General features: G+C 64.1%; 15 protein-coding genes and 1 pseudogene. 9 read left to right on the forward strand and 7 right to left on the reverse strand.

Features of this window, described 5'->3' with window-relative positions:
• Positions 1-223: 223 nt before the first annotated feature.
• A pseudogene (locus tag ACLQI9_RS01670) lies at positions 224-370 on the forward strand (histidine phosphatase family protein); the annotation flags it as partial.
• Between the two features lie 70 nt (positions 371-440).
• On the opposite strand, the gene ACLQI9_RS01675 reads toward ACLQI9_RS01670, so the two are convergent.
• From ACLQI9_RS01675 to ACLQI9_RS01705, 7 genes are all read right to left on the reverse strand, one after another.
• A complete protein-coding gene (locus tag ACLQI9_RS01675) occupies positions 441-779 on the reverse strand; it encodes a lipoprotein LpqH (protein WP_442382671.1) in 339 nt (112 codons plus the stop codon).
• A 182-nt stretch (positions 780-961) separates the two neighbouring features.
• Complete coding sequence (locus ACLQI9_RS01680; RefSeq protein ID WP_442382670.1) at positions 962-1,804, reverse strand: SDR family oxidoreductase; 843 nt, start codon at positions 1,802-1,804, stop codon at positions 962-964.
• 178 nt (positions 1,805-1,982) lie between these two features.
• Positions 1,983-3,302: a TetR/AcrR family transcriptional regulator gene (locus ACLQI9_RS01685; RefSeq protein ID WP_442382669.1), complete on the reverse strand. Its 1,320-nt coding sequence runs from the start codon at positions 3,300-3,302 to the stop codon at positions 1,983-1,985.
• A gap of 238 nt (positions 3,303-3,540) precedes the next feature.
• Positions 3,541-4,188, reverse strand: coding sequence for a nitroreductase family protein (locus ACLQI9_RS01690; RefSeq protein ID WP_442382668.1), 648 nt, complete (start codon positions 4,186-4,188; stop codon positions 3,541-3,543).
• Positions 4,189-4,215: 27 nt separating this feature from the next.
• Complete coding sequence (locus tag ACLQI9_RS01695) at positions 4,216-5,154, reverse strand: SDR family NAD(P)-dependent oxidoreductase (protein ID WP_442382667.1); 939 nt, start codon at positions 5,152-5,154, stop codon at positions 4,216-4,218.
• Positions 5,151-6,263 (reverse strand): acyl-CoA dehydrogenase family protein, encoded by a 1,113-nt coding sequence (locus tag ACLQI9_RS01700; protein ID WP_442382666.1) that lies wholly within the window; start codon positions 6,261-6,263, stop codon positions 5,151-5,153. Before ACLQI9_RS01700 ends, ACLQI9_RS01695 begins: the two co-directional genes overlap by 4 nt.
• The gene (locus ACLQI9_RS01705) at positions 6,260-7,402 is read right to left on the reverse strand and encodes an acyl-CoA dehydrogenase family protein (RefSeq protein ID WP_442382665.1); all 1,143 of its coding nucleotides are present in this window, start codon (positions 7,400-7,402) and stop codon (positions 6,260-6,262) included. The genes ACLQI9_RS01700 and ACLQI9_RS01705 overlap by 4 nt, the downstream gene beginning before the upstream one ends.
• 234 nt (positions 7,403-7,636) lie before the next feature.
• Between ACLQI9_RS01705 and ACLQI9_RS01710 the strand changes: the two genes are divergently transcribed.
• The 8 genes from ACLQI9_RS01710 (at position 7,637) to ACLQI9_RS01745 (ending at position 18,084) form a co-directional block, all read left to right on the forward strand.
• Positions 7,637-9,343 carry a nitric oxide reductase activation protein NorD gene (locus tag ACLQI9_RS01710; protein WP_442382664.1) on the forward strand — a complete coding sequence of 569 codons (1,707 nt, stop codon included), beginning with the start codon at positions 7,637-7,639 and terminating at the stop codon, positions 9,341-9,343.
• Between the two features lie 137 nt (positions 9,344-9,480).
• Positions 9,481-10,332: a CbbQ/NirQ/NorQ/GpvN family protein gene (locus tag ACLQI9_RS01715; RefSeq protein WP_442382663.1), complete on the forward strand. Its 852-nt coding sequence runs from the start codon at positions 9,481-9,483 to the stop codon at positions 10,330-10,332.
• Between the two features lie 87 nt (positions 10,333-10,419).
• The gene (locus ACLQI9_RS01720) at positions 10,420-11,538 is read left to right on the forward strand and encodes an ABC transporter substrate-binding protein (RefSeq protein ID WP_442382662.1); all 1,119 of its coding nucleotides are present in this window, start codon (positions 10,420-10,422) and stop codon (positions 11,536-11,538) included.
• A gap of 4 nt (positions 11,539-11,542) precedes the next feature.
• Positions 11,543-12,679: a spirocyclase AveC family protein gene (locus tag ACLQI9_RS01725; RefSeq protein ID WP_442382661.1), complete on the forward strand. Its 1,137-nt coding sequence runs from the start codon at positions 11,543-11,545 to the stop codon at positions 12,677-12,679.
• A complete protein-coding gene (locus ACLQI9_RS01730; protein ID WP_442382660.1) occupies positions 12,672-13,709 on the forward strand; it encodes an SDR family oxidoreductase in 1,038 nt (345 codons plus the stop codon). Before ACLQI9_RS01725 ends, ACLQI9_RS01730 begins: the two co-directional genes overlap by 8 nt.
• A gap of 2 nt (positions 13,710-13,711) precedes the next feature.
• Entirely contained in the window at positions 13,712-14,929 is a 1,218-nt protein-coding gene (locus tag ACLQI9_RS01735) for a cytochrome P450 (protein ID WP_442382659.1), read from the forward strand.
• Positions 14,930-15,043: 114 nt separating this feature from the next.
• Positions 15,044-16,528, forward strand: coding sequence for an aldehyde dehydrogenase family protein (locus ACLQI9_RS01740; RefSeq protein WP_442390861.1), 1,485 nt, complete (start codon positions 15,044-15,046; stop codon positions 16,526-16,528).
• Between the two features lie 71 nt (positions 16,529-16,599).
• Entirely contained in the window at positions 16,600-18,084 is a 1,485-nt protein-coding gene (locus tag ACLQI9_RS01745) for an adenylate/guanylate cyclase domain-containing protein (RefSeq protein ID WP_442382657.1), read from the forward strand.
• The last annotated feature ends 54 nt before the right edge of the window (positions 18,085-18,138 follow it).

An 18,138-nucleotide genomic window follows, 5' to 3' on the forward strand; every position in this document is an offset into this window, starting at 1 on the left:
TGGCAAGCCAGTAAGTAGTCAGCCAGCAGGCGACAGGGATTGAGCGAGCCACACCCGATCACCGCCTAGAAGAGCATGGCTGCAGACCACGCCCTCCTGGCCACATTCAACAAGTTGGGATTGAACCAGTGGCAACTGCTACTTGCGCACGCGCAAACGTCGTCGCTGCGCGCCGCGTCCGATTCCCAATGGTGCCGGGGTGGGTGTTTCCATTTAGGGATTGACGAGGCAGGTGGTGATTCAGGGCGATCCGCAGGATGGCTGGACGTTGGTCAGCTGGGACGGGACACCAATTGGGCCAGCGAACTTGCCGACGGAACTTTTTGTCGACCTGCGTGACCTGATCACCGCACCGCAAATGGCGTCCTACCGTCTCGGTGATCGACGACATCGTCGACGCGGTGGGCAGCGGAACCCTGACGTCGATCTGATGCGCGCTGTTAGCAGACCATCTCGATCTTGAAGGGTGCCGTAACGGAGACGCGTGGATCGTTGCGCTGAGATCCTTCGGCCGTGCCCGTGATCGTGTAGGTGCCGTTGGCGAAAGCGGCTTTCGCATCACCCGCACCGACGTCGGCGACGCCGGTGAAGCCCGCGAAATTGTCGATATTGACCGATTCCAGCTTCGGCTTTTCGGAATCGAGCTTGAGCAATACGCGGACACTTGCCGGCGCGGCGGCGATGTTCGCGGTCAACAACCACTGCACCTGATTGCAGGTGACGGCGTGCGAGGTGCGGGTGTTGTTGTCGACAGTGATCCGAGCGGTTTTCTGCGTCACTTTTTCCGCACTAGAGCATCCCGCGGAGGATGCCGCTACCACTAGAACGGTCACCGCCGCGGTGACGAACCGGCCTCCCACCGCGCACCTCCATTCGGACAGCCGCTTGCACGCGTGCTCTCGCCGCACGCCTTTTTCTACCAGCCTTAAGGCCGTCTTCGGGGGTAAATGTGCGTGGCCGGCTACGTGAGCGAGATCCGGCCCATCAGCAAGTCGATGATCGGCTTGCCGGCTGCGAAAGTTCCGGTATTCGATGAATTGACGTGCCCGTAGTCGACAAGGAGCGTGACGCCGTTGACACCGGCGGCGGCGTCACTGTTGAGGAACGCCATCACGTTGCCCATCTGCTCCGGCGTGTGGACCTCGGCGCCGGTGGCTTCTCGATAGTCCTGCGCGAAAGTCAGCCAGAGGTCGGCGTTGGCCCGGGCCAGGGGAGTGTCGGTCGGGCCGGGGCAGATCGCGTTGATGCGCACGCCCTTCGCGAGGAATGGGAATGCGTGCGTTGCGACGTAGGCGTTGATGGCCTGCTTGCTGGTGCCGTAATGGCCGAAGTTGTCCGCCTCGTGGGCTTTGACCCAGGCGTCTGCCGACTCGAAGTCGGGCGTGGCCAAGAACTCCTGGAGCCGCGGTAAATCGGTTTCCCACCCGATGCCGGCCACCGAGGAGATGAAGCAGATGGCCGAACCGCGTCTCAGGTGGCCGCCGCTCATCAGTCGGTCGATCACGTGCCGATGCCCGATGAAGTTGATCTTCATCAGGTCTGGACCGTCGGCGATACCGGCGGCAGAGAAGAGGGCGTCGACGGGTCCGCCGACCTGCTCGAGGGCGTTGTCAATCGACGCCGGGTCCCGAAGGTCCACCTGGATCCCGCGGCCGAGGCCGGACTCGACCGGCGCGTAGTCCATGTTGATGACCTCAGCTCCGAGCGCGCCGACGATCTTGGCCGCCGCGGCGCCCATGCCGGTGGCACCTCCGACTACCAACGCCCGCTTGCCGTCGTAGCGGAACTGATCGATACCAGTCATTTCTATCCTCTCTTGGGATGCCTACCGTAAAGGCTCCGGTGTACTTTACGGGGAACAGATATTTGGTACAACAAGGCTGGTGAAGGGCCATCCGACATGAATTTCCGGGCCCGAACGGCGCACACCGCAAGTATGCGTGGACGGCGCCGCCACCGGTGAGTGTTTGGAGAAGTCGCTCTTACTTGCGTCCGCCGCGTTCGGCGACGCCGCGCACCACGGTGTCACGGGCATTGATGAGTGCTGCGTGCTTGCCCTGAGCCCGCACGATGTTTTCCGGCATCCACAGGATGTCCATCACGTAGCGCGACAGCATCGTGAGGGACGGGGGGTCCTCGATCCGGATGTCGCCCGACTGGATTCCCTCCGACAACAGTGCTCGCAGCTGTCGTAGTCGCATGGTGAACGCCAGCCCCGGGTTCGGCGTGTCCGGCGGCGACTGGCGCATCCACGCGAGCTGGATCTTCCACTCGTCGGGGAATTGGTCCAACGCGTTGATGTTGACCCAACTGAGCGCATCGAGCTTTTCGACCGGCGTGGCGTCGGTGCGCAGAACGCTGGCGAATCCGCCGCCGGCTTTCTTGCCAAACGACTCCATGATCGAGGCGAGCAGTTCGTCTTTCGACCCGATCAGCCGATAGACGGTCCCGGTACCCAATCCCGCCGCAGAGGCGATGTCCCTGATGGTGGTGACCTCGTAACCTTTTCGGCCGAACTCGGCTCGTGCTACCGCACGGACATGGGCGGCTTTGTCGTTGGCGTCGGATTCGCTTTCGTCGCTCCAGGTCTTGATTGCCGCCTCGGCCGCCGCGAAAGCAGGGGAGCGATCCAATTCCTTGTCACTGTGCGGTCGACTGGCCAGGCCATGCAACATGATGCGGCACAACACGACCGCAGTCTGGTCGGCTGCGGCGTTGTGTCGAACGACGTCCAGTCCGACGTGCATCATCGTCTGGCAGATACGGTCGGCCAGCGTCGGCAGATCGATATCGGATCTGATGTAGCCGCTCCACCTACCGGCGCGCAGCGTTTGCAGCATCGCCTGCTGGACCGCGGTGGGCGGTGTTTGAAGCAGTTCTACGAGTTCCGGATTCGCGCTCGGCGCCTCATAGAACGACATCTGTAGAGCGGCGCGATGCTGCACCGCGCAGCGCGCGATCGCAGATCCCAACTCGAAGATCTCGTCAGCGGCGGAGCGCGAGTCGGGCTTGTCCAACTTCTGGTGGGCGATCTCGCCGATGCGGTCCAAGTCGGCGTAATACCGCCGCACCAGCTCGACGAGGATCGCTTCTTTCGATTCGAAATGGTGATACAGGCTTCCCGGCAATATGCCCGCGGCGTCGGCGATCTCTTGCAGAGAGGTCCGCAAACCCGAGGAGGCAATTAACGACGCGGCGGTTTGCAGGATTTCGGTCCGGCGAGTGCCGTCGTCGTACGCGCCTCCGCGATCGTCCGCCAAGTCTGGGATGTGTTTGGCAGCACCTCTTCCGCGCGGCGTCATGCGAGAACGTCCCGGTCGACCTGCTCGCACCAACGAATCGGCATCGGGCAAGTCTAGGCGCGCAGCGGGTCGGGCGGCAGCAGCCTGGGATGGTTGCTGAAGCCCCACGACACCTCCACGGCTCCCGCCCGACAAAGGTCGCCTCATTGGCGACCGAATATTTGGTTTAACGCTACCAGGTTGCTGTCGTCAGGCCGCCCAGCTTCAACGACGCATTCCGGCGCGGTTCATCTCGGCATCAGATCGGCGGGCCGTTCCAGCCGTCGACGGCGACGACCTCGTCAAGCGCGCGTCTGGGCGCGGGCCGAAAGGTGTGACCGGCACGCAGGCGGGCGACTGGCAGCAGGCAACCTTGCGCGTAGCTGTCCGGGATCTGCAGCAGCTCGGCAACGGCGTCTTCCTGATGCAAATGCAGAGTCGTGACACACGTCCCGTAGCCGCGGGCATGCAGCGCCAGCTGGAAGTTCCATGCCGCTGGGAAGATCGAGCCGTACAGGGTGGCCTGGTAGAAAGATTCGTCGCCATCGATGCGCGGCAGATACGGCTGGTAGCAAGGGATTACCAGCAATGGCACCTTCGCCAAGTTCTCAACCAGCCACTCGGTGGACGACATGAGCCGGCCCTCCGGGGTGCCTGCCGGTAGCAGATCGCCGAGCATCTGCCCGCCGACTCGCAGCAGATAGGCGTCGCGGTACAGGCCCGCCAGTTGTTCCCGCAGCCCGGCGTCAGTGACCACCAACCATCGCCAGGACTGCGCATTGGAGCCGTTCGCGGCCTGCAGCCCGACCCGAAGCGATTCGCGGATGTCGTCGATGTCCACGGGCGCATCCAGATCGAGCGACCTTCGTGCCGACCTGGTGGTGGTCAGGAGGTGTTCAATGTCCATGGCTGCTCGACATCGGGTGTGGCGGGGTCATTGTGAAAACACGTTGACGCCCAGCCTTTCGCAGACCGCGAAGACCTCTTCGAAGATCGAGCCGGGAACGGTGAACGGCTCGGTGGCTGAAACCTCGGAGAGGTGCGCCGCGACGTCGTCGGCTGTGGGGTTGCTGCCCGGTTCGGCGAGCCAACCCTCGCCGAGGCCCACGAATACTCGCGAGAAACGTCCGGCACAGGCCGAATAGTTGTGATGGGTGAACTCGCAGGCCCGACTGGCCAAAAATGCCACGATCGGCACGACTAGGTCAGGCTGGATCACCTTCAGGAATCCCGTTGCCTCAAGCGCTTTGGGATCCCCGACCGTCTCAGTGACCATGCGCGTAAAGCCGAACGGCAGAGCGGTATTCGCGAGGATCCCGTGCTGGGCACCTTCGATGGCGATAACGTTGGCCAGCCCGACGAGGCCCGCCTTGGCCGCCGCGTAGTGGGCTTCCAGCGGCTGTCCGAACATGCCCCCGGAGGAGGAGATGAAGACGAACCGCCCGTACCCGGCCGTCTTCATCGCTCGGTATGCCGGCTGGCTCAAATAGAACCCGCCGTCCAGGTGCACGCTCAGCATCCGCCGCCAGTCGGCCGGCGACAGATCCTCGAAAGGCACACTGTTGAAGATGCCGGCGTTGCTCACCACTGCGTCGAGGCGACCGAACCGGTCGATAGCGGTGCGGACGATCGCTTCGCCGCCCTCGCGGCTGTCCACCGAATCGTGTGAAGCCACCGCGACCCCACCGGCGCGCGCGATCTCGTCGACGACCGCGTCGGAGACGCTGGCATCGGAGCCTTCGCCGTGCATCGTTCCGCCCAGGTCGTTCACGATCACCGAGGCACCGCGCCGAGCCAACTCCAGCGCATACAAACGACCGAGCCCTCGGCCCGCTCCCGTGACGATCGCAACCTGATCAGTGAAATCGATCATTTCAGAGCCCTTTCCGCAAGGCGCGCACCGAGTTCAGTGAGATAGCGGTCAGGTCCACCGAGGAACGTGCTCCAGCTGAGCAGACGTTTGAGGTAGAGGTGAGCGTCGTGCTCCCAGGTGTAGCCAATACCCCCGAATACCTGGATCGCGGTATCACCGACGGTGGCCAGCCGTCCTGCAAACGCTTTCGCCCGCAACGCGGACAGGTGCCGCTCGTCGGCGTCGGCGTTGTCGGCGGTCCACAGCGCATGGATCACTCCGCTGCGGGCCAGCTCGACAGTTTCGTACATGTCGACGCACAGATGCTGAATTGCCTGAAACGACCCGATGAGCTGACCGAATTGCTTTCTCACCTTTGCGTATTCGATGGCGAGATGCATGACGGCTCGTGCAGCGCCGAGCGCGTCGGCGGCATTGGCGATAAGCACGTCATCGATCACAGCGTCGACGGCTTCTGACGAGGGAGTGGCCAGCCGATGTGCGGACGTGTCGTTGAGCGTGACACGACACGGCTTGCGGGTCCGGTCGATACCGGGCTCGGGTGTCACCGAGATCCCCGATGAATCAGTTTTTACCGTGAAAAGCGCTGTACCTATTGAATCCTCGGCGAGCACCAGCAGGGTGTCGGCAGCCGCGGCGTCGGGCACGCACGCGATCTCGCCCCGCAGCACGACGTCTGCGGCATCCGAGCCTTGCTCGGCCGCGACAACGGAGGTGTTCTGGGAATCCAAGAAGCCGACAGCCGCGATCGTGGTGCCGTCAGCGATCCCGGTCAACAGCTTGGCGGCAGTCCCGTTGACGTCGAGCCGGGTCAGCGTGCGCGTCGCGGCAACCGCGCTTGACAGCCACGGTCCCGGATGCAGGGCGGCGCCGAGTTCCTCGGCAACGAGACCGGCCTCGACCATCGTCATGCCGGCGCCACCGTAGTCCTGCGGCACCAGCAGTCCGGTCGTCCCGAGGTCGGCGAGACCGCGCCAGACCTGCTCATCTACGCCGGTCGGATCGTCGAGCAGCTTGCGCACATGACCCGAAATCGGCGCCTTTTCTGCTAGAAAACGCCGTGTGGTGTCGCGCAGTGCCACTTGCTCGTCGGTGAGTTCGAGATTCATTTGCGTGGCAACCCGAGTACGCGCTGTGCGGTGATGTTCTTGTTGATCTGGCTGGTGCCCCCCGCGATGGTCAGTGAGCGCGAGGTCAGACGGTAGTTTGCCCACGAGGCGTTGCTACCGTGGTTGCCCAACACGTCGTAGGCCAGGGCAGCCAGGTCTTGTCCAATCTCCCCCCACACGGTCTTGGCGAGGCTGGCCGACCCGAAGGCGTCCCCGCCGTGCAGCGTCGCCGAGATCGATCGCTGGCAGAGCACCTCGAGATATTTTATGCGAAGCGCTATTTCGCCGAGGCGCCGCAGTGTCACCGGGTCGTCGGCGGCCTGCGCCGCGGCAATGTCAGCGACCAGTTCTTCTAAGCGCACCTGCATCTCGGCGTACAGCCGCGCGGCTCCGGCGCGCTCGTGGCTGAGCGTGGTGGTGGCCACCTGCCAACCGGCATTCAGCGGCCCGAGCAACGCATCGGCCGGCACCCGCACATCGTGAAAGAAGATTTCGGCGAAATCGGTGTCGCCGTTGAGCGTGACGAGTGGTCGAACCTGGATGCCCGGCAGCCTCATGTCGACAATCAGGCAGGAGATCCCCTTGTGTTTCGGGGCATCCGGATCAGTGCGCACGTACAACTGACACCACTGCGCCCGATGCCCGAGTGAGGTCCAGATCTTCTGGCCGTTGACGACGAAGTCGTCACCATCGCGCACTGCCCTGGTGCGCAGCGCAGCGAGATCGGATCCCGCTTCGGGTTCTGACATTCCCTGGCACCAGATGTCGTCGGCGCGCATCATGCGGGGGAGCAGCGTTGTCTTCTGGGATTCAGTGCCGTATTGCATGATGGCCGGCGCAATGTTGTTCATGCCGATGACGTTGAGCGGCAATGGCGCCCGGGCACGGGTGGTCTCCTCGGTGTAGACCAGCTGCTCGAGCACCGTCGCTCCCCGGCCACCATATTCTCGGGGCCAGGACACGGCCGCCCAGCCGGCGTCGGCCATCGTGCGATTCCAGGTGCGCAACGTCTCGAATACCACGTCGTTGTGGCCGGAGGGACGTCGGGCGGCGATCAGCTCATCGGTCAGATTCGCGGACAGCCACTCACGCAACTCGGCGCGGAACCGTTCGACGTCCGCCGGGTATGAGAAATCCACTTTGTTGGGAGGTTCCTTTATCGACTTTGCGTCGACTTTGCAACGACTGACTGCTGACTGCGGCCAAGCCGGACTTTACGGCGGAGCAGATATTTGGTCAACAAGCCTGACCGTAGGCACTTCGGCACATCCGGTCATTACTGCGCAGCTGGTCCGATTGACTGCAGCGACACCGGACTCTACGTTGGAACAGATATTTGGTCAACGGGGTCCCCGGGGGTTCGGAGGTCGGGCGTGGCAGACGACGCTCGTGACGACCGGTTGCAGGGACTCGGCATGTTTGCCTCTGCGCTTGCCGGCCGACCGGTGGCGGTCGACGAGTTGCAACCGGGTGAGCCTTCGTGGACGGACGGCCAGACGATTTATATCGATGCTGCGGCGCGAGCCCGTGCGAGACTCGAGGCCATCGCCGTACACGCATCGATGATCGCCGCTGGCAGCCTGGATCCCGACGTCATGCGTTTCCTTCTCCGCCGCCCCCGGATGGCCAGGCGCTACCTCGCGGTCGAGGGCCACCGCGCATTGGTCAGCAATGCCGAGCTGCTACCACGCATCCTGGCGTCGGTCGGCGACCACGATATCGCTGGGCGCAGCGATTCGCCCGCCGCCTCGCTGGGCATTGCCGCCGGACGGACTGCCATCGACGACCCGGCGCCGCAGTTCGGCGTGATACGCGCCGCGAAGGTGGTCGCGGCATCCTCTCGAGTGGCCGAACAACAGGGCCAGTCGAACCCCCGGCACGTCCCGCGGGGCCGTGGCGCGCAGGAACTAGCGGAACTCGATGAAGGCGAGATCGACGATTCCGACGATCCAGATCTGTTCACCAGCCCGGTTGGTGGTGGCGGCTTCATCGGCAAGTGGTTGAAGAAAATGCTGTCGTCGGCGCGGAAGACCGGTAGCGGCGGCGGGCCGCCCGGCGCGGACACCCCGACGCACCGCACGAACTCCGCGAACCGCGGTCCGCACGCCGTGTCGTCGCTGGCCTCAACCTCGAGCGAGGACGTCACGGATGTTCAAGACCGCGAAACGAAAACCGCCGCGGACGGCGTGAGCTATCCCGAATGGGACGTCACGCGAAAAAGCTACCGGCCCGCGTGGTGCACCGTGCGGGAGGTCGAGCCGAAGATCAAGGCGTCGGCGACCCAGGCGATTGAGGACGCAATCGGCATGCGGCGGCCGCTATCGCGACTTGGAATGGGTCTGTACCGTCGCCACCGCCAGTACCAGGGCGACGACATCGACCTCGACGCGGCCGTTGAAGCCCGCGTCGAGGTGCGGGCCGGGTCGGTGCCCGACGAAGCGGTATACCTCGACAGCCTTCGGCGCAGGCGCGACCTGTCGGTGCTGCTCCTCCTCGATGTGTCGGGGTCCGCGGCGGAGCCCGGAACCCTGGGGCGCACGGTGCACGAACAACAGCGCGCGGCGGTCGCCAACCTGACCGTCGCATTGCACGACCTGGGTGACCGGGTTGCGCTCTACGCCTATTACTCGCAGGGACGCAGAGCGGTGAACATGGTGCCGGTCAAGCGATTTGACGACCACTTCGACGCCCAAGTCATGAGGCGATTGAACAGCCTGGAGCCCGGTGCGTTCTCGCGGCTCGGCGCGGCCATCCGCCATGGCTCGGCGGTCTTGGAGACGCGCGGAGGTACGTCACGCCGGCTGTTGGTGGTGCTTTCCGACGGACTCGCGTACGACCATGGATACGAACGCGCCTACGGTGCTGCTGACGCGCGCCGCGCTCTGACCGAGGCTCGCCGTCGAGGCACTGGCTGCGTATGCCTGACGATCGGCGCGGGAACCGACGTGCAATCGCTGCGCAGGGTGTTCGGCAACACCGCGCATGCGACGATTGCGCGACCAGATCAACTCGCCGGTGTGATCGGACCACTGTTCCGGTCCGCGCTGCGCTCGGCAGAGGTTCGCCGGAAGGTGTCGTGACGAGCCAAACTCGGCCCTGATGCCAAGTCCCAGAACGCAGTTGGTGTACCACTGGTCCGGACCTGCCCGTCTGGGCACTTGAAACAAACATCTGTTCCGGCTAGGCTCCAATCGCCGGGAGTATCAGAAGGGAAGCTATGGCCAACGAGTCCGGGCTTGCTTGCCGGAACGGCGTGATCACCGAGGCGGAGATGGTACGGCCCTATTACCAGGCGGTCGGCAGCGAAGAGGCCATTTTCAAGGCGGCATATCGCCAGGGCCTGGCGCTCGTCCTGAAGGGGCCGACGGGTTGCGGCAAGACCCGATTCGTCGAGGCGATGGCCTACGATCTCGGTCGGCCGCTGATCACCGTTGCCTGCCATGACGACCTCACCACCGCGGACCTTGTCGGGCGGTATCTTCTCCGGGGCGACGAGACAGTTTGGATGGACGGTCCGCTGACCCGGGCGGTGCGCGAGGGTGCGATCTGTTACCTCGACGAAGTGGTGGAAGCCCGACAAGACACGACCGTGGTGCTGCACCCGCTTGCGGATCACCGGCGACAGCTGCCCATCGAACGTCTCGGTGTCACGCTGGACGCGGCGCCCGGATTCGGCCTTGTGGTGTCCTACAATCCCGGCTATCAAAGCGTGCTCAAGGACCTCAAGGATTCGACACGTCAGCGGATGGTCGCCATCGAATTCGGTTTTCCCGCAGCCGATATCGAAGAGGGGATCGTTGCACACGAGGCCGGCGTGGACGGTGCCACCGCCGCTGAGCTGGTGCGCTTCGGGCAGGCCATCCGGCGCCTGGAAGCCGGCGGCCTGCGTGAGGTCGCATCGACTCGGGTGCTCATCGCGGCAGCCCAGCTTGTCGCGGAGGGCCTGACCATGCGTGAGGCGGCCCGGGCCGCGATCGCCGGGCCGCTCACCGACGACGTGGCAGTGGGCAGGGCTCTGGGCGAGATGGTCGAGGTCTATCTGGGCGGAGCGGATGGATCTGATGATTGACGCGGTATACCGCCGCCGCTACGGTCTGAACAAATATTAGGTCAGCATGTAGATCCGTGCGAGTGAGTGCGTCACCCGGGAGGTCAGATGTCCTACGAAAGCACCGCCGAGCCGATCAAGGTCGGCTACCTGATGGACTTCACGCTGCCACCGGGGTTCCCCGAAGAGATGCTCGCGGACTTCACGCGCTGCTTCGACCTGGTATTCGAGGAGGCCGTTGAGCACGGGTTGATGGACCGGCCCGTGCAGATGATTTACCGCGAAGTCGAGGGGTTGCCCAAGGGATCGGTCAAGGCGGTCATCGATGCGTTTGGCGAACTCGTCGAAGAAGGCTGTCTGGTGGTGTTCGGGCCACACATCACCGACAACTGCGTGCCCACCCGCGAAGCCATCCAGGAGCGGTTCAAGGTGCCGGCCATCAGCGTCACCGGCACCGATGACTGGTTGGGCGAATGGACATTCTCCTTCCCGCAGGGATCGATGACCGACGAGCCGATTTTCATCGCGGACCTGGTGGCCAAACGCGGGCTGACCGAAATCGGGGTTCTGGTCGAGCAGAACCTGATCGGCGAGAGCTACCTGAAGAATCTGCGAAACGCGTCTCGGCGCAAGGGCATTCGCATCGTCGCGGAGGTGGCAATCGCGCAGACCGCCCAGGACATCAATGAAGCCGTGCGCATCCTGCACGATGCCAAGGCGGAAGCGATCGTGCATCTGGGCTTCGGTTTCGGGATCGTGTTCATCAACCCCGCGCTGCAGGCGGTCGACTGGGACCCGCCGCGATTCACCACGACGGCTTTCCAGAACGCGTGGGTGAACCCGATCATGTGGAACGCGTTCATGGGGTGGATCGGGGTCGACCAGTACGACGAAGCCAATCAGATCGGTCAGAACTTCCTCGACCGTTACGCGAAGAAGTATGGCGGGCGGCGTCCCGAATATTGCGTGCCGCCGGTCAACCGCGACGTCGCCGAGACGCTGGTGCGGGCGTTCACCGACGCCCATCCACTTAGTCCGCGTGGTGTGAAAGAGGCGCTGGAGCGGGTCAAGATGATGCCCGCCGCGGCGGGCGCGCCCGGCACCCGGGTGTCATTCGGCAAGTGGACCCGCCGGGCGTGGATGGGCGCCGGTTATCTGGTGGCGCGGACCCTCGATGCCGATGGCATCAACTCTCATCTGGTCGATCGTTTCGGAGAGGAAGGCTGACTCGATGTCTACGGAACAATCCGCACCTCTAAAGGCAGGCGAAAAGCCCGCCCGGCCTGGCGGCGGCGAGCGCAAGGGGTGGGGCGGTTGGATCGCCGGCGCTGCGCTGGCGGCGTTCGTGCTCTTCTTCATCGCGAATTGCCGCGTCGCCCTGGACCCGCGGGTCGCCAACCCCAACGTGCACGGCCGGCCACGCCCCGTCCGGTTCCTGTTCGGGCTGGACTACATCACTTTCTTGCACATTTCCACGATCATCATGCTGCTGGTGCTGCTGGTGGTATTCATCAGGGGCTGGCGGCGGAACCCGGGCAGTCCGGTGATGCTGATGTTCCTGTGCACCACGCTGATCGTGTGGCAGGACCCGATCATGAACTGGGCGCCCTTCGCGGTCTACAACCCCGATCTGATCCACTGGCCGGAGTCCTGGCCGCTGGTGTCGTTATCACCAACCGTGGAACCGTTCGTCGTATTCGGCTACGTCACTTTCTATTTCGGTCCCTACTTCCCGGCGGTCTGGATCCTGCGCAAGCTGCAGGCCAAATACGGACCGGAGAGTTTCGTATCGCGACACCCGTTGGTCAGCCTGGGTCTGCTGACGTGTGCGATCGGCTTCGTCTTTGACGCGTGGCTTGAGATCCAGCTGGTGCACGCCGGCATGTACATCTACTCGCAGGTGATTCCCTGGGGCTCGGTATTCACCGGCACGACATTCCAATTCCCGCTGATCTGGGAGTCGTTCTCGGTGACCTTCGTGATGGTGCCCGCGGCCATACTCTGCTATCGCGACGACACCGGGAAGTCGGTGGCAGAGAAGCTGGCCGCGAAAGCGAAGATCTTCCCAAGCCGTCCGGTACTCGGCACCTTCCTGGTGATGTTCGCGATCATCAACGTGTCCTACTTCGCCTACGGGGCCTGGTTCGCGGCCATCAAGGTCAGCAAAGCGGCGACCTCGGTGGCCTGCCCGTGGCCCTACCCGGAGGCCAAAGTCTATGACCCGCAGGGTTTTTACGAGAAGGCAGGCGCTCCAGGCCCGTACTCGGTCGGCATCTGGTCGACCTGGATGAGCGGGGAGCCCAATGGACGGCCCCACGTCGACCCGCCGCCGCCGGGTACCGGCCCCTGTGCGAGCAAGAATGGTTGATCCGCGCACCGTCGTCATCACAGGTGCGTCCCGGGGACTGGGTTTCGCATCGGCCGTCCGCCTGTACCGCGAGGGGTGGCGCGTGGTCGCGGCTATGCGCACGCCCGACCACGGGGTTCCACTCCTACGGGAGGCGGCAGGCGCTGGTGCAGACGACGACCGGCTGATCGGTGTGCAGCTCGACCTTTTGGACGCCGCGTCAATCTCCGCGGCGGCCAAGACAATCGAAGAAGCCGTTGGCGCACCCTGTGCGCTGGTGCACAACGCCGGGATTTCCGCCGCCGGAATGGTGGAGGAGACCGATACGGCGCTGTGGCAGAAGATGTTCGCCACCAGTGTCCTCGGCCCCGTCGCGCTGACCCAGGCTCTGCTGCCGTCGATGCGGGCAGCGGGTGAGGGGCGCATCGTGTTGGTATCCAGCGCGGCCGGGGTGCGCGGTCAACCGGGCACCGCGCCGTACTCGGCGGCCAAGGGAGCGTTGGAGCGCTGGGGTGAGTCCATGGCGTGCGAGATCGCGCCCTTCGGTCTCGGTGTCACCGTTTTGGTCGCCGGCACGTATGACACCGAGATCATCACCGACGCGGGCACCACCGATGATCGCAATTTCGACGGCCCCTACGCCCGGCTGCACAACACGATGAACACCCGCGGGCGATTCGCGGTCAGTTTTGCCAGACCAGCGGAGCGGTTCACCGACGGACTGCTCAAGGCGCTGGCTGACGAGAAGTCGTTCCGCCGCCGCGGCGTTGGCCCGGACGCTTCGATGCTGTTGGCTTTCAACAGAATTCTCCCGTCTTCGGGCATGCACCACATGTCGCGGATCGTGCTCGGCATACCCAGACAAGGCTCGATGCGGGGTGGGGCGTATCCGTTGACCGCGGGTCAACGGGCGATGGTGTTGGTCGCGCGCGTTCTGCCGCAGCCGGTGTTGCGGCGCTTGGCGTCGTTGGCGGCCAAGCGCCGCCAGAGAAATCGTTGGCGGCCAAGCGCCGCCAGAGAAATCAGGGGAGTGAAGGGGACTGAGAGGTAAGCATGGAACAGCTATTTGACGATCTCGAGGATTTCGGCTCTTTCGACGACGCGATATCCGGCGATGTGCGCGACCCGTACACCGAACTGGCGCGACTGCGCCGCGAGGAACCGGTGCAGCGACTCGAGACGTCGGGAGCGCTTCCACACGAGGAATCCCTGCCGATGTTCATCGTGTATCGCCACGAGGATGTCCAACAAATGCTGCGCGACAACGAGACGTTCTCCTCGGCCGCCGTCATCGCGGCGTTCGGGCCCGTGTTGGGCGAAGGCGTGATGCTCGGCATGGACGAGCCGATCCACGGGCGGCTGCGTTCGCTGATATCGAAGGCGTTCACGCAGAAGTCATTGGCGCGCTGGCAGGACGAGTTGGTCGGCCGGGTGGCAAATAGCCTGATCGACAAGTTTGCACCCAATGGCAAGGCAGATCTGGTGAAGGAGTTCACCTTCGACTATCCGAGCCAGATCATCGCGGGCCTGTTGGGGTTGCCGGAAAAGGACTATCCGCAGTTCCAGCGGTGGTCGATTTCGCTGCTGAGTTGGCTGATGAACCCGGAACGCGGGCTTGCGGCATCGGCGGCCCTGTGCGACTACTTTGCCCCGGTACTCGAGGCCCGCCGCGCCGAGCCGAAGGACGACCTGATCAGCGCGCTCGGTGCGGCCGAGATCGACGGGGAAAAGCTCGCCGACGAAGAGATCTTCTCGTTCCTTCGGCTGCTGCTCCCCGCAGGCGTCGAGACGACCTACCGGTCGCTGGGCAGCCTGCTCTTCGGTCTGTTGTCGGAGCCATTGCAGTTAGACGCGATCCGCGCGGACCGCTCGCTGCTACCACAGGCGATCGAGGAAGGCGTGCGGTGGGAGCCACCGCTGCTGACGATCACCCGGGTCACGACCCGCGACACCGAACTCGGCGGGGTGCCGATCCCGGCCGGGGCGACGGTGATGCCGATGTTGGGTTCGGCGAACCGGCAAGAGGATCGCTACCCGGATCCCGACACGTTCAACATTCACCGACAAGCCAAGGCAAACCTGGGCTGGGGGCACGGCCTGCACGTCTGCCTCGGTATGCATCTGGCGCGGCTCGAGATGCGCACCGCCATCAACCTTTTGCTGGACCGACTGCCGAATCTGCGGCTGGACCCGGACGGGGACGACCCGCACATCCGCGGGCAGGTTTTCCGGTCCCCGACATCACTACCCGTGCTGTTCGATCCCCAGTAGCCAACCCCCGCAGAAATTGCACGTTGCCAATCGGCTAGTTTCCAGTAAGGCTCTCCGTAGGGTAATCAGTGCCCAGCGGGCCGCCCTCTAACGAGTCAAAAGAGAGTGACAGATATGACTGACACCGTAAAGGTCCGGTTCGAGCCGAAGATGATGATCGACGGCAAGCTGGTCGACGGCCAGGCCGGCACCTTCACGAACATCAACCCGGCAACCGAGGAGTCGCTCGGCGAAGTCGCCGACGCGTCGAAAGAGGACATGCACCGGGCGATCGACGCCGCCCGGCGGGCTTTCGATGAGACCGACTGGTCGACCAACCACAAGTTGCGTCAGCGCTGCCTCCTGCAGTTGCACGAGGCGATCGAATCGGAGAAAGAGGAGCTGCGCGAGGAGCTCATCCTCGAGGTCGGCTCCCCCCGAGCCATCACGTTCGGGCCCCAGCTAGACGCCCCACTGGAAGACGGGCTGAAGTACCCCGCGAGGCTGATCGATCAGTACCCGTGGGAGACCGACCTGGGCGACAAGGTAATCAGCCTCACCGGCACGCTGACGACCCGTAAGGTGTGGCGGGAACCGGTCGGCGTGGTCGGCGCGATCGTGCCGTGGAACTTCCCGTTCGAGGTGACGATCAACAAGCTCGGCCAGGCGCTGGGCACCGGCAACACCGTCGTGCTCAAGCCGGCGCCGAACACCCCGTTCAACGCGACCAGACTGGGCCGACTCATCGCCGAGAAGACTGACATCCCAGCCGGTGTCGTCAACGTCGTCACCGCATCGGATCACTTCGTGGGTGAGGAGCTGACGCTGTCACCCAAGGTCGACCTGATCTCGTTCACCGGCTCGACGGTGGTCGGCAAGCGGATCATGGAAAAGGGTGCGGCCACCATGAAGCGGCTGTTCCTGGAGCTCGGTGGCAAGTCGGCCACCATCGTCCTCGAGGACGCCGACTTCGGGCTGGCCTGTGCGATCGGCATCGCGCCCTGCATGCACGCCGGGCAGGGTTGCGCCAACCCCACTCGGATGCTCCTGCCTCGGTCACGCTACGAAGAAGGTGTGGCGATCCTCAAGAGCATCTATGAGAACGTCACGTGTGGCGACCCGCAGGATCCCGGGACGTTGTGCGGCCCGCTGATCTCGGAAAGGCAGTTCGAGCGGGTGCGGGGCTACATCAAGAAGGGCGTCGAAGAGGGCGCCACAGCGCTCGTCGGCGGGCCCGACGCGCCCACCGGTTTCGACAAGGGGTATTACGTCCGGCCAACGCTTTTCACCGACGTCGACAACAAGATGACCATCGCCCAGGAGGAGATCTTCGGCCCGGTGCTAGCGGTCATCCCGTTCGACGACGAGGAAGACGCGATCCGGATTGCCAACGACAGCGTGTACGGATTGGCCGGCAACGTGATGTCGGGCTCGCTGGAACATTCGCTGGCGGTGGCCCGCCGAATCAAGGCCGGCTTCATGGGCGTCAACGGCGGCGCACCGTACGGCGCCGACACTCCGTTCGGCGGCTACAAGGAAAGCGGCGTGGGCCGGCAGAACGGTGTCGCCGGTTTCGACCAGTACACCGAGATCAAGTCGGTCGGTTATCCCGCCGGCTAGGAAGGGCGGCGCGCCTGAACCGGTGCGCTCTGCTCGTCCGCAATAAAGCAGCCACGGGCTACCTTGTTTCCGTGACCAAGGCCCGCAGGTTGTCGATTCAGTATGCGATCGGGCTCGCATTTGCTCACCTGCTGGCGGTCGGTGATGCCGCCGCCATTGTGATACCGCTCCACGACCGAATAGGTACGGGAGCGTACGCATACTTCGGCGCAAAGAACATGATAATTGCGGCGATCCTTGTCGTGTTGGGAGCCGCCGGCGTCGCTGTTGGCGGCGCCGTGATTATCGCTCCGGTACTGCGGTGGTTTGTTCAGGGCCGGCAACCTAATCCAGATGAGCGACGCACAGCGACGAGACTCGTCAGGCGACAATCGCTGATCTTGGCCGCAACGTGGGCTGCAAGCGGCGTGATTTTCCTCGCGCTGAACCTTGACGGCGGTGTGGCGCTTGCGGTCGCAACCCTGCTGGCGGTCGTGCTCGGCGGCAGTGCGGCAGCAGGCCTCAGCCTTCTGCTTACTCAGCGCTCTCTTCGGCCAATCTTCGTTGCAGCGACCCAAGGCTCTGAAGGTGTGGTGATAGCTCCACGCGTGCTCACTCGACTTGTGGGCATGTGGTTAATGGGCTGTGGGCTGCCCTGCGCGGCAATCGCGGCTCTAATCGTGATCCGTTCCAACGGTTGGATTATTCAGAAGACGGCGTCGGTGGAGATGCCCATTCTGGTGGTCACACTTGCCGCGGTGCTACTGGGACTGCCAATCATGATCCTGACATCCCGGTCGATATCCGACCCGGTGCGAGAGGTCGTCGACGCGATGGCGCAGGTCCAGCAGGGCCGTATTGACACCTTCGTCGGAGTCTATGAGCGCTCTGAAATCGGGCGTCTGCAAAGCGGGTTCAACCGGATGGTTGCCGGGATAGCCGAGCGTGACCGGTTGCAGGATTTGTTCGGCCGTCACGTCGGGGAAGATGTGGCCCGCCGCGCGCTCGACGGTGGCGCATCGCTGTCAGGAGACGTGCGGGAGGCGGCGATCCTTTTCATCGACCTGGTGGACTCGACGAAACTGGCGGCGAGTCGCCCGCCACGAGAGGTCGCCGAGGTGCTCAACGATTTCTTCCGAATCGTTGTCAGCGCCGTGGACGAACGACACGGTTTTATCAACAAATTCCAGGGAGACGCCGCGTTGGCCGTCTTCGGGGTGCCGCTGCCCTCAGACGGCGCGGTGTCAGCGGCGTTGGCCACCGCCCGCAGCCTGCGGAGCCAACTCCGTCGGCTGGCTGTCGTCGATTTCGGGATAGGTGTTTCGGCCGGGCCGGTCTTCGCCGGAAACATCGGCGCCGAAAACCGCTATGAATACACCGTCGTCGGCGACGCGGTCAACGAGGCCGCGCGGCTGGCCGATTTCGCCAAAACGTTGGACCGGCGGATCGGGTGTTCAGCCGCTGCGATAGATCGTGCCGATGCGGCCGAGCGCCGGCACTGGGTCGCAAGTGGCGACACCGTCCTGCGGGGCCGCTCCGAACCCACCCATATCTGGACTCCAGGGGCCGAAGACTAGGCAGCTTATCCACCGCTGTCTTGACCTGAACAAATTCCTGGTTTACCGCGGTCA

The sequence above is a fragment of the Mycobacterium sp. genome, from assembly GCF_052143115.1.
Classification (GTDB): domain Bacteria; phylum Actinomycetota; class Actinomycetes; order Mycobacteriales; family Mycobacteriaceae; genus Mycobacterium.

Coding starts and splice junctions, on each gene's coding strand:
- ACLQI9_RS01680 (WP_442382670.1), bottom strand. CDS start 1,804: ATGACTGGTATCGATCAGTTCCGCTACGACGGCAAGCGGGCGTTGGTA.
- ACLQI9_RS01685 (WP_442382669.1), bottom strand. CDS start 3,302: ATGACGCCGCGCGGAAGAGGTGCTGCCAAACACATCCCAGACTTGGCG.
- ACLQI9_RS01690 (WP_442382668.1), bottom strand. CDS start 4,188: ATGGACATTGAACACCTCCTGACCACCACCAGGTCGGCACGAAGGTCG.
- ACLQI9_RS01695 (WP_442382667.1), bottom strand. CDS start 5,154: ATGATCGATTTCACTGATCAGGTTGCGATCGTCACGGGAGCGGGCCGA.
- ACLQI9_RS01700 (WP_442382666.1), bottom strand. CDS start 6,263: ATGAATCTCGAACTCACCGACGAGCAAGTGGCACTGCGCGACACCACA.
- ACLQI9_RS01715 (WP_442382663.1), top strand. CDS start 9,481: ATGGCCAACGAGTCCGGGCTTGCTTGCCGGAACGGCGTGATCACCGAG.
- ACLQI9_RS01720 (WP_442382662.1), top strand. CDS start 10,420: ATGTCCTACGAAAGCACCGCCGAGCCGATCAAGGTCGGCTACCTGATG.
- ACLQI9_RS01725 (WP_442382661.1), top strand. CDS start 11,543: ATGTCTACGGAACAATCCGCACCTCTAAAGGCAGGCGAAAAGCCCGCC.
- ACLQI9_RS01730 (WP_442382660.1), top strand. CDS start 12,672: ATGGTTGATCCGCGCACCGTCGTCATCACAGGTGCGTCCCGGGGACTG.
- ACLQI9_RS01735 (WP_442382659.1), top strand. CDS start 13,712: ATGGAACAGCTATTTGACGATCTCGAGGATTTCGGCTCTTTCGACGAC.
- ACLQI9_RS01740 (WP_442390861.1), top strand. CDS start 15,044: ATGACTGACACCGTAAAGGTCCGGTTCGAGCCGAAGATGATGATCGAC.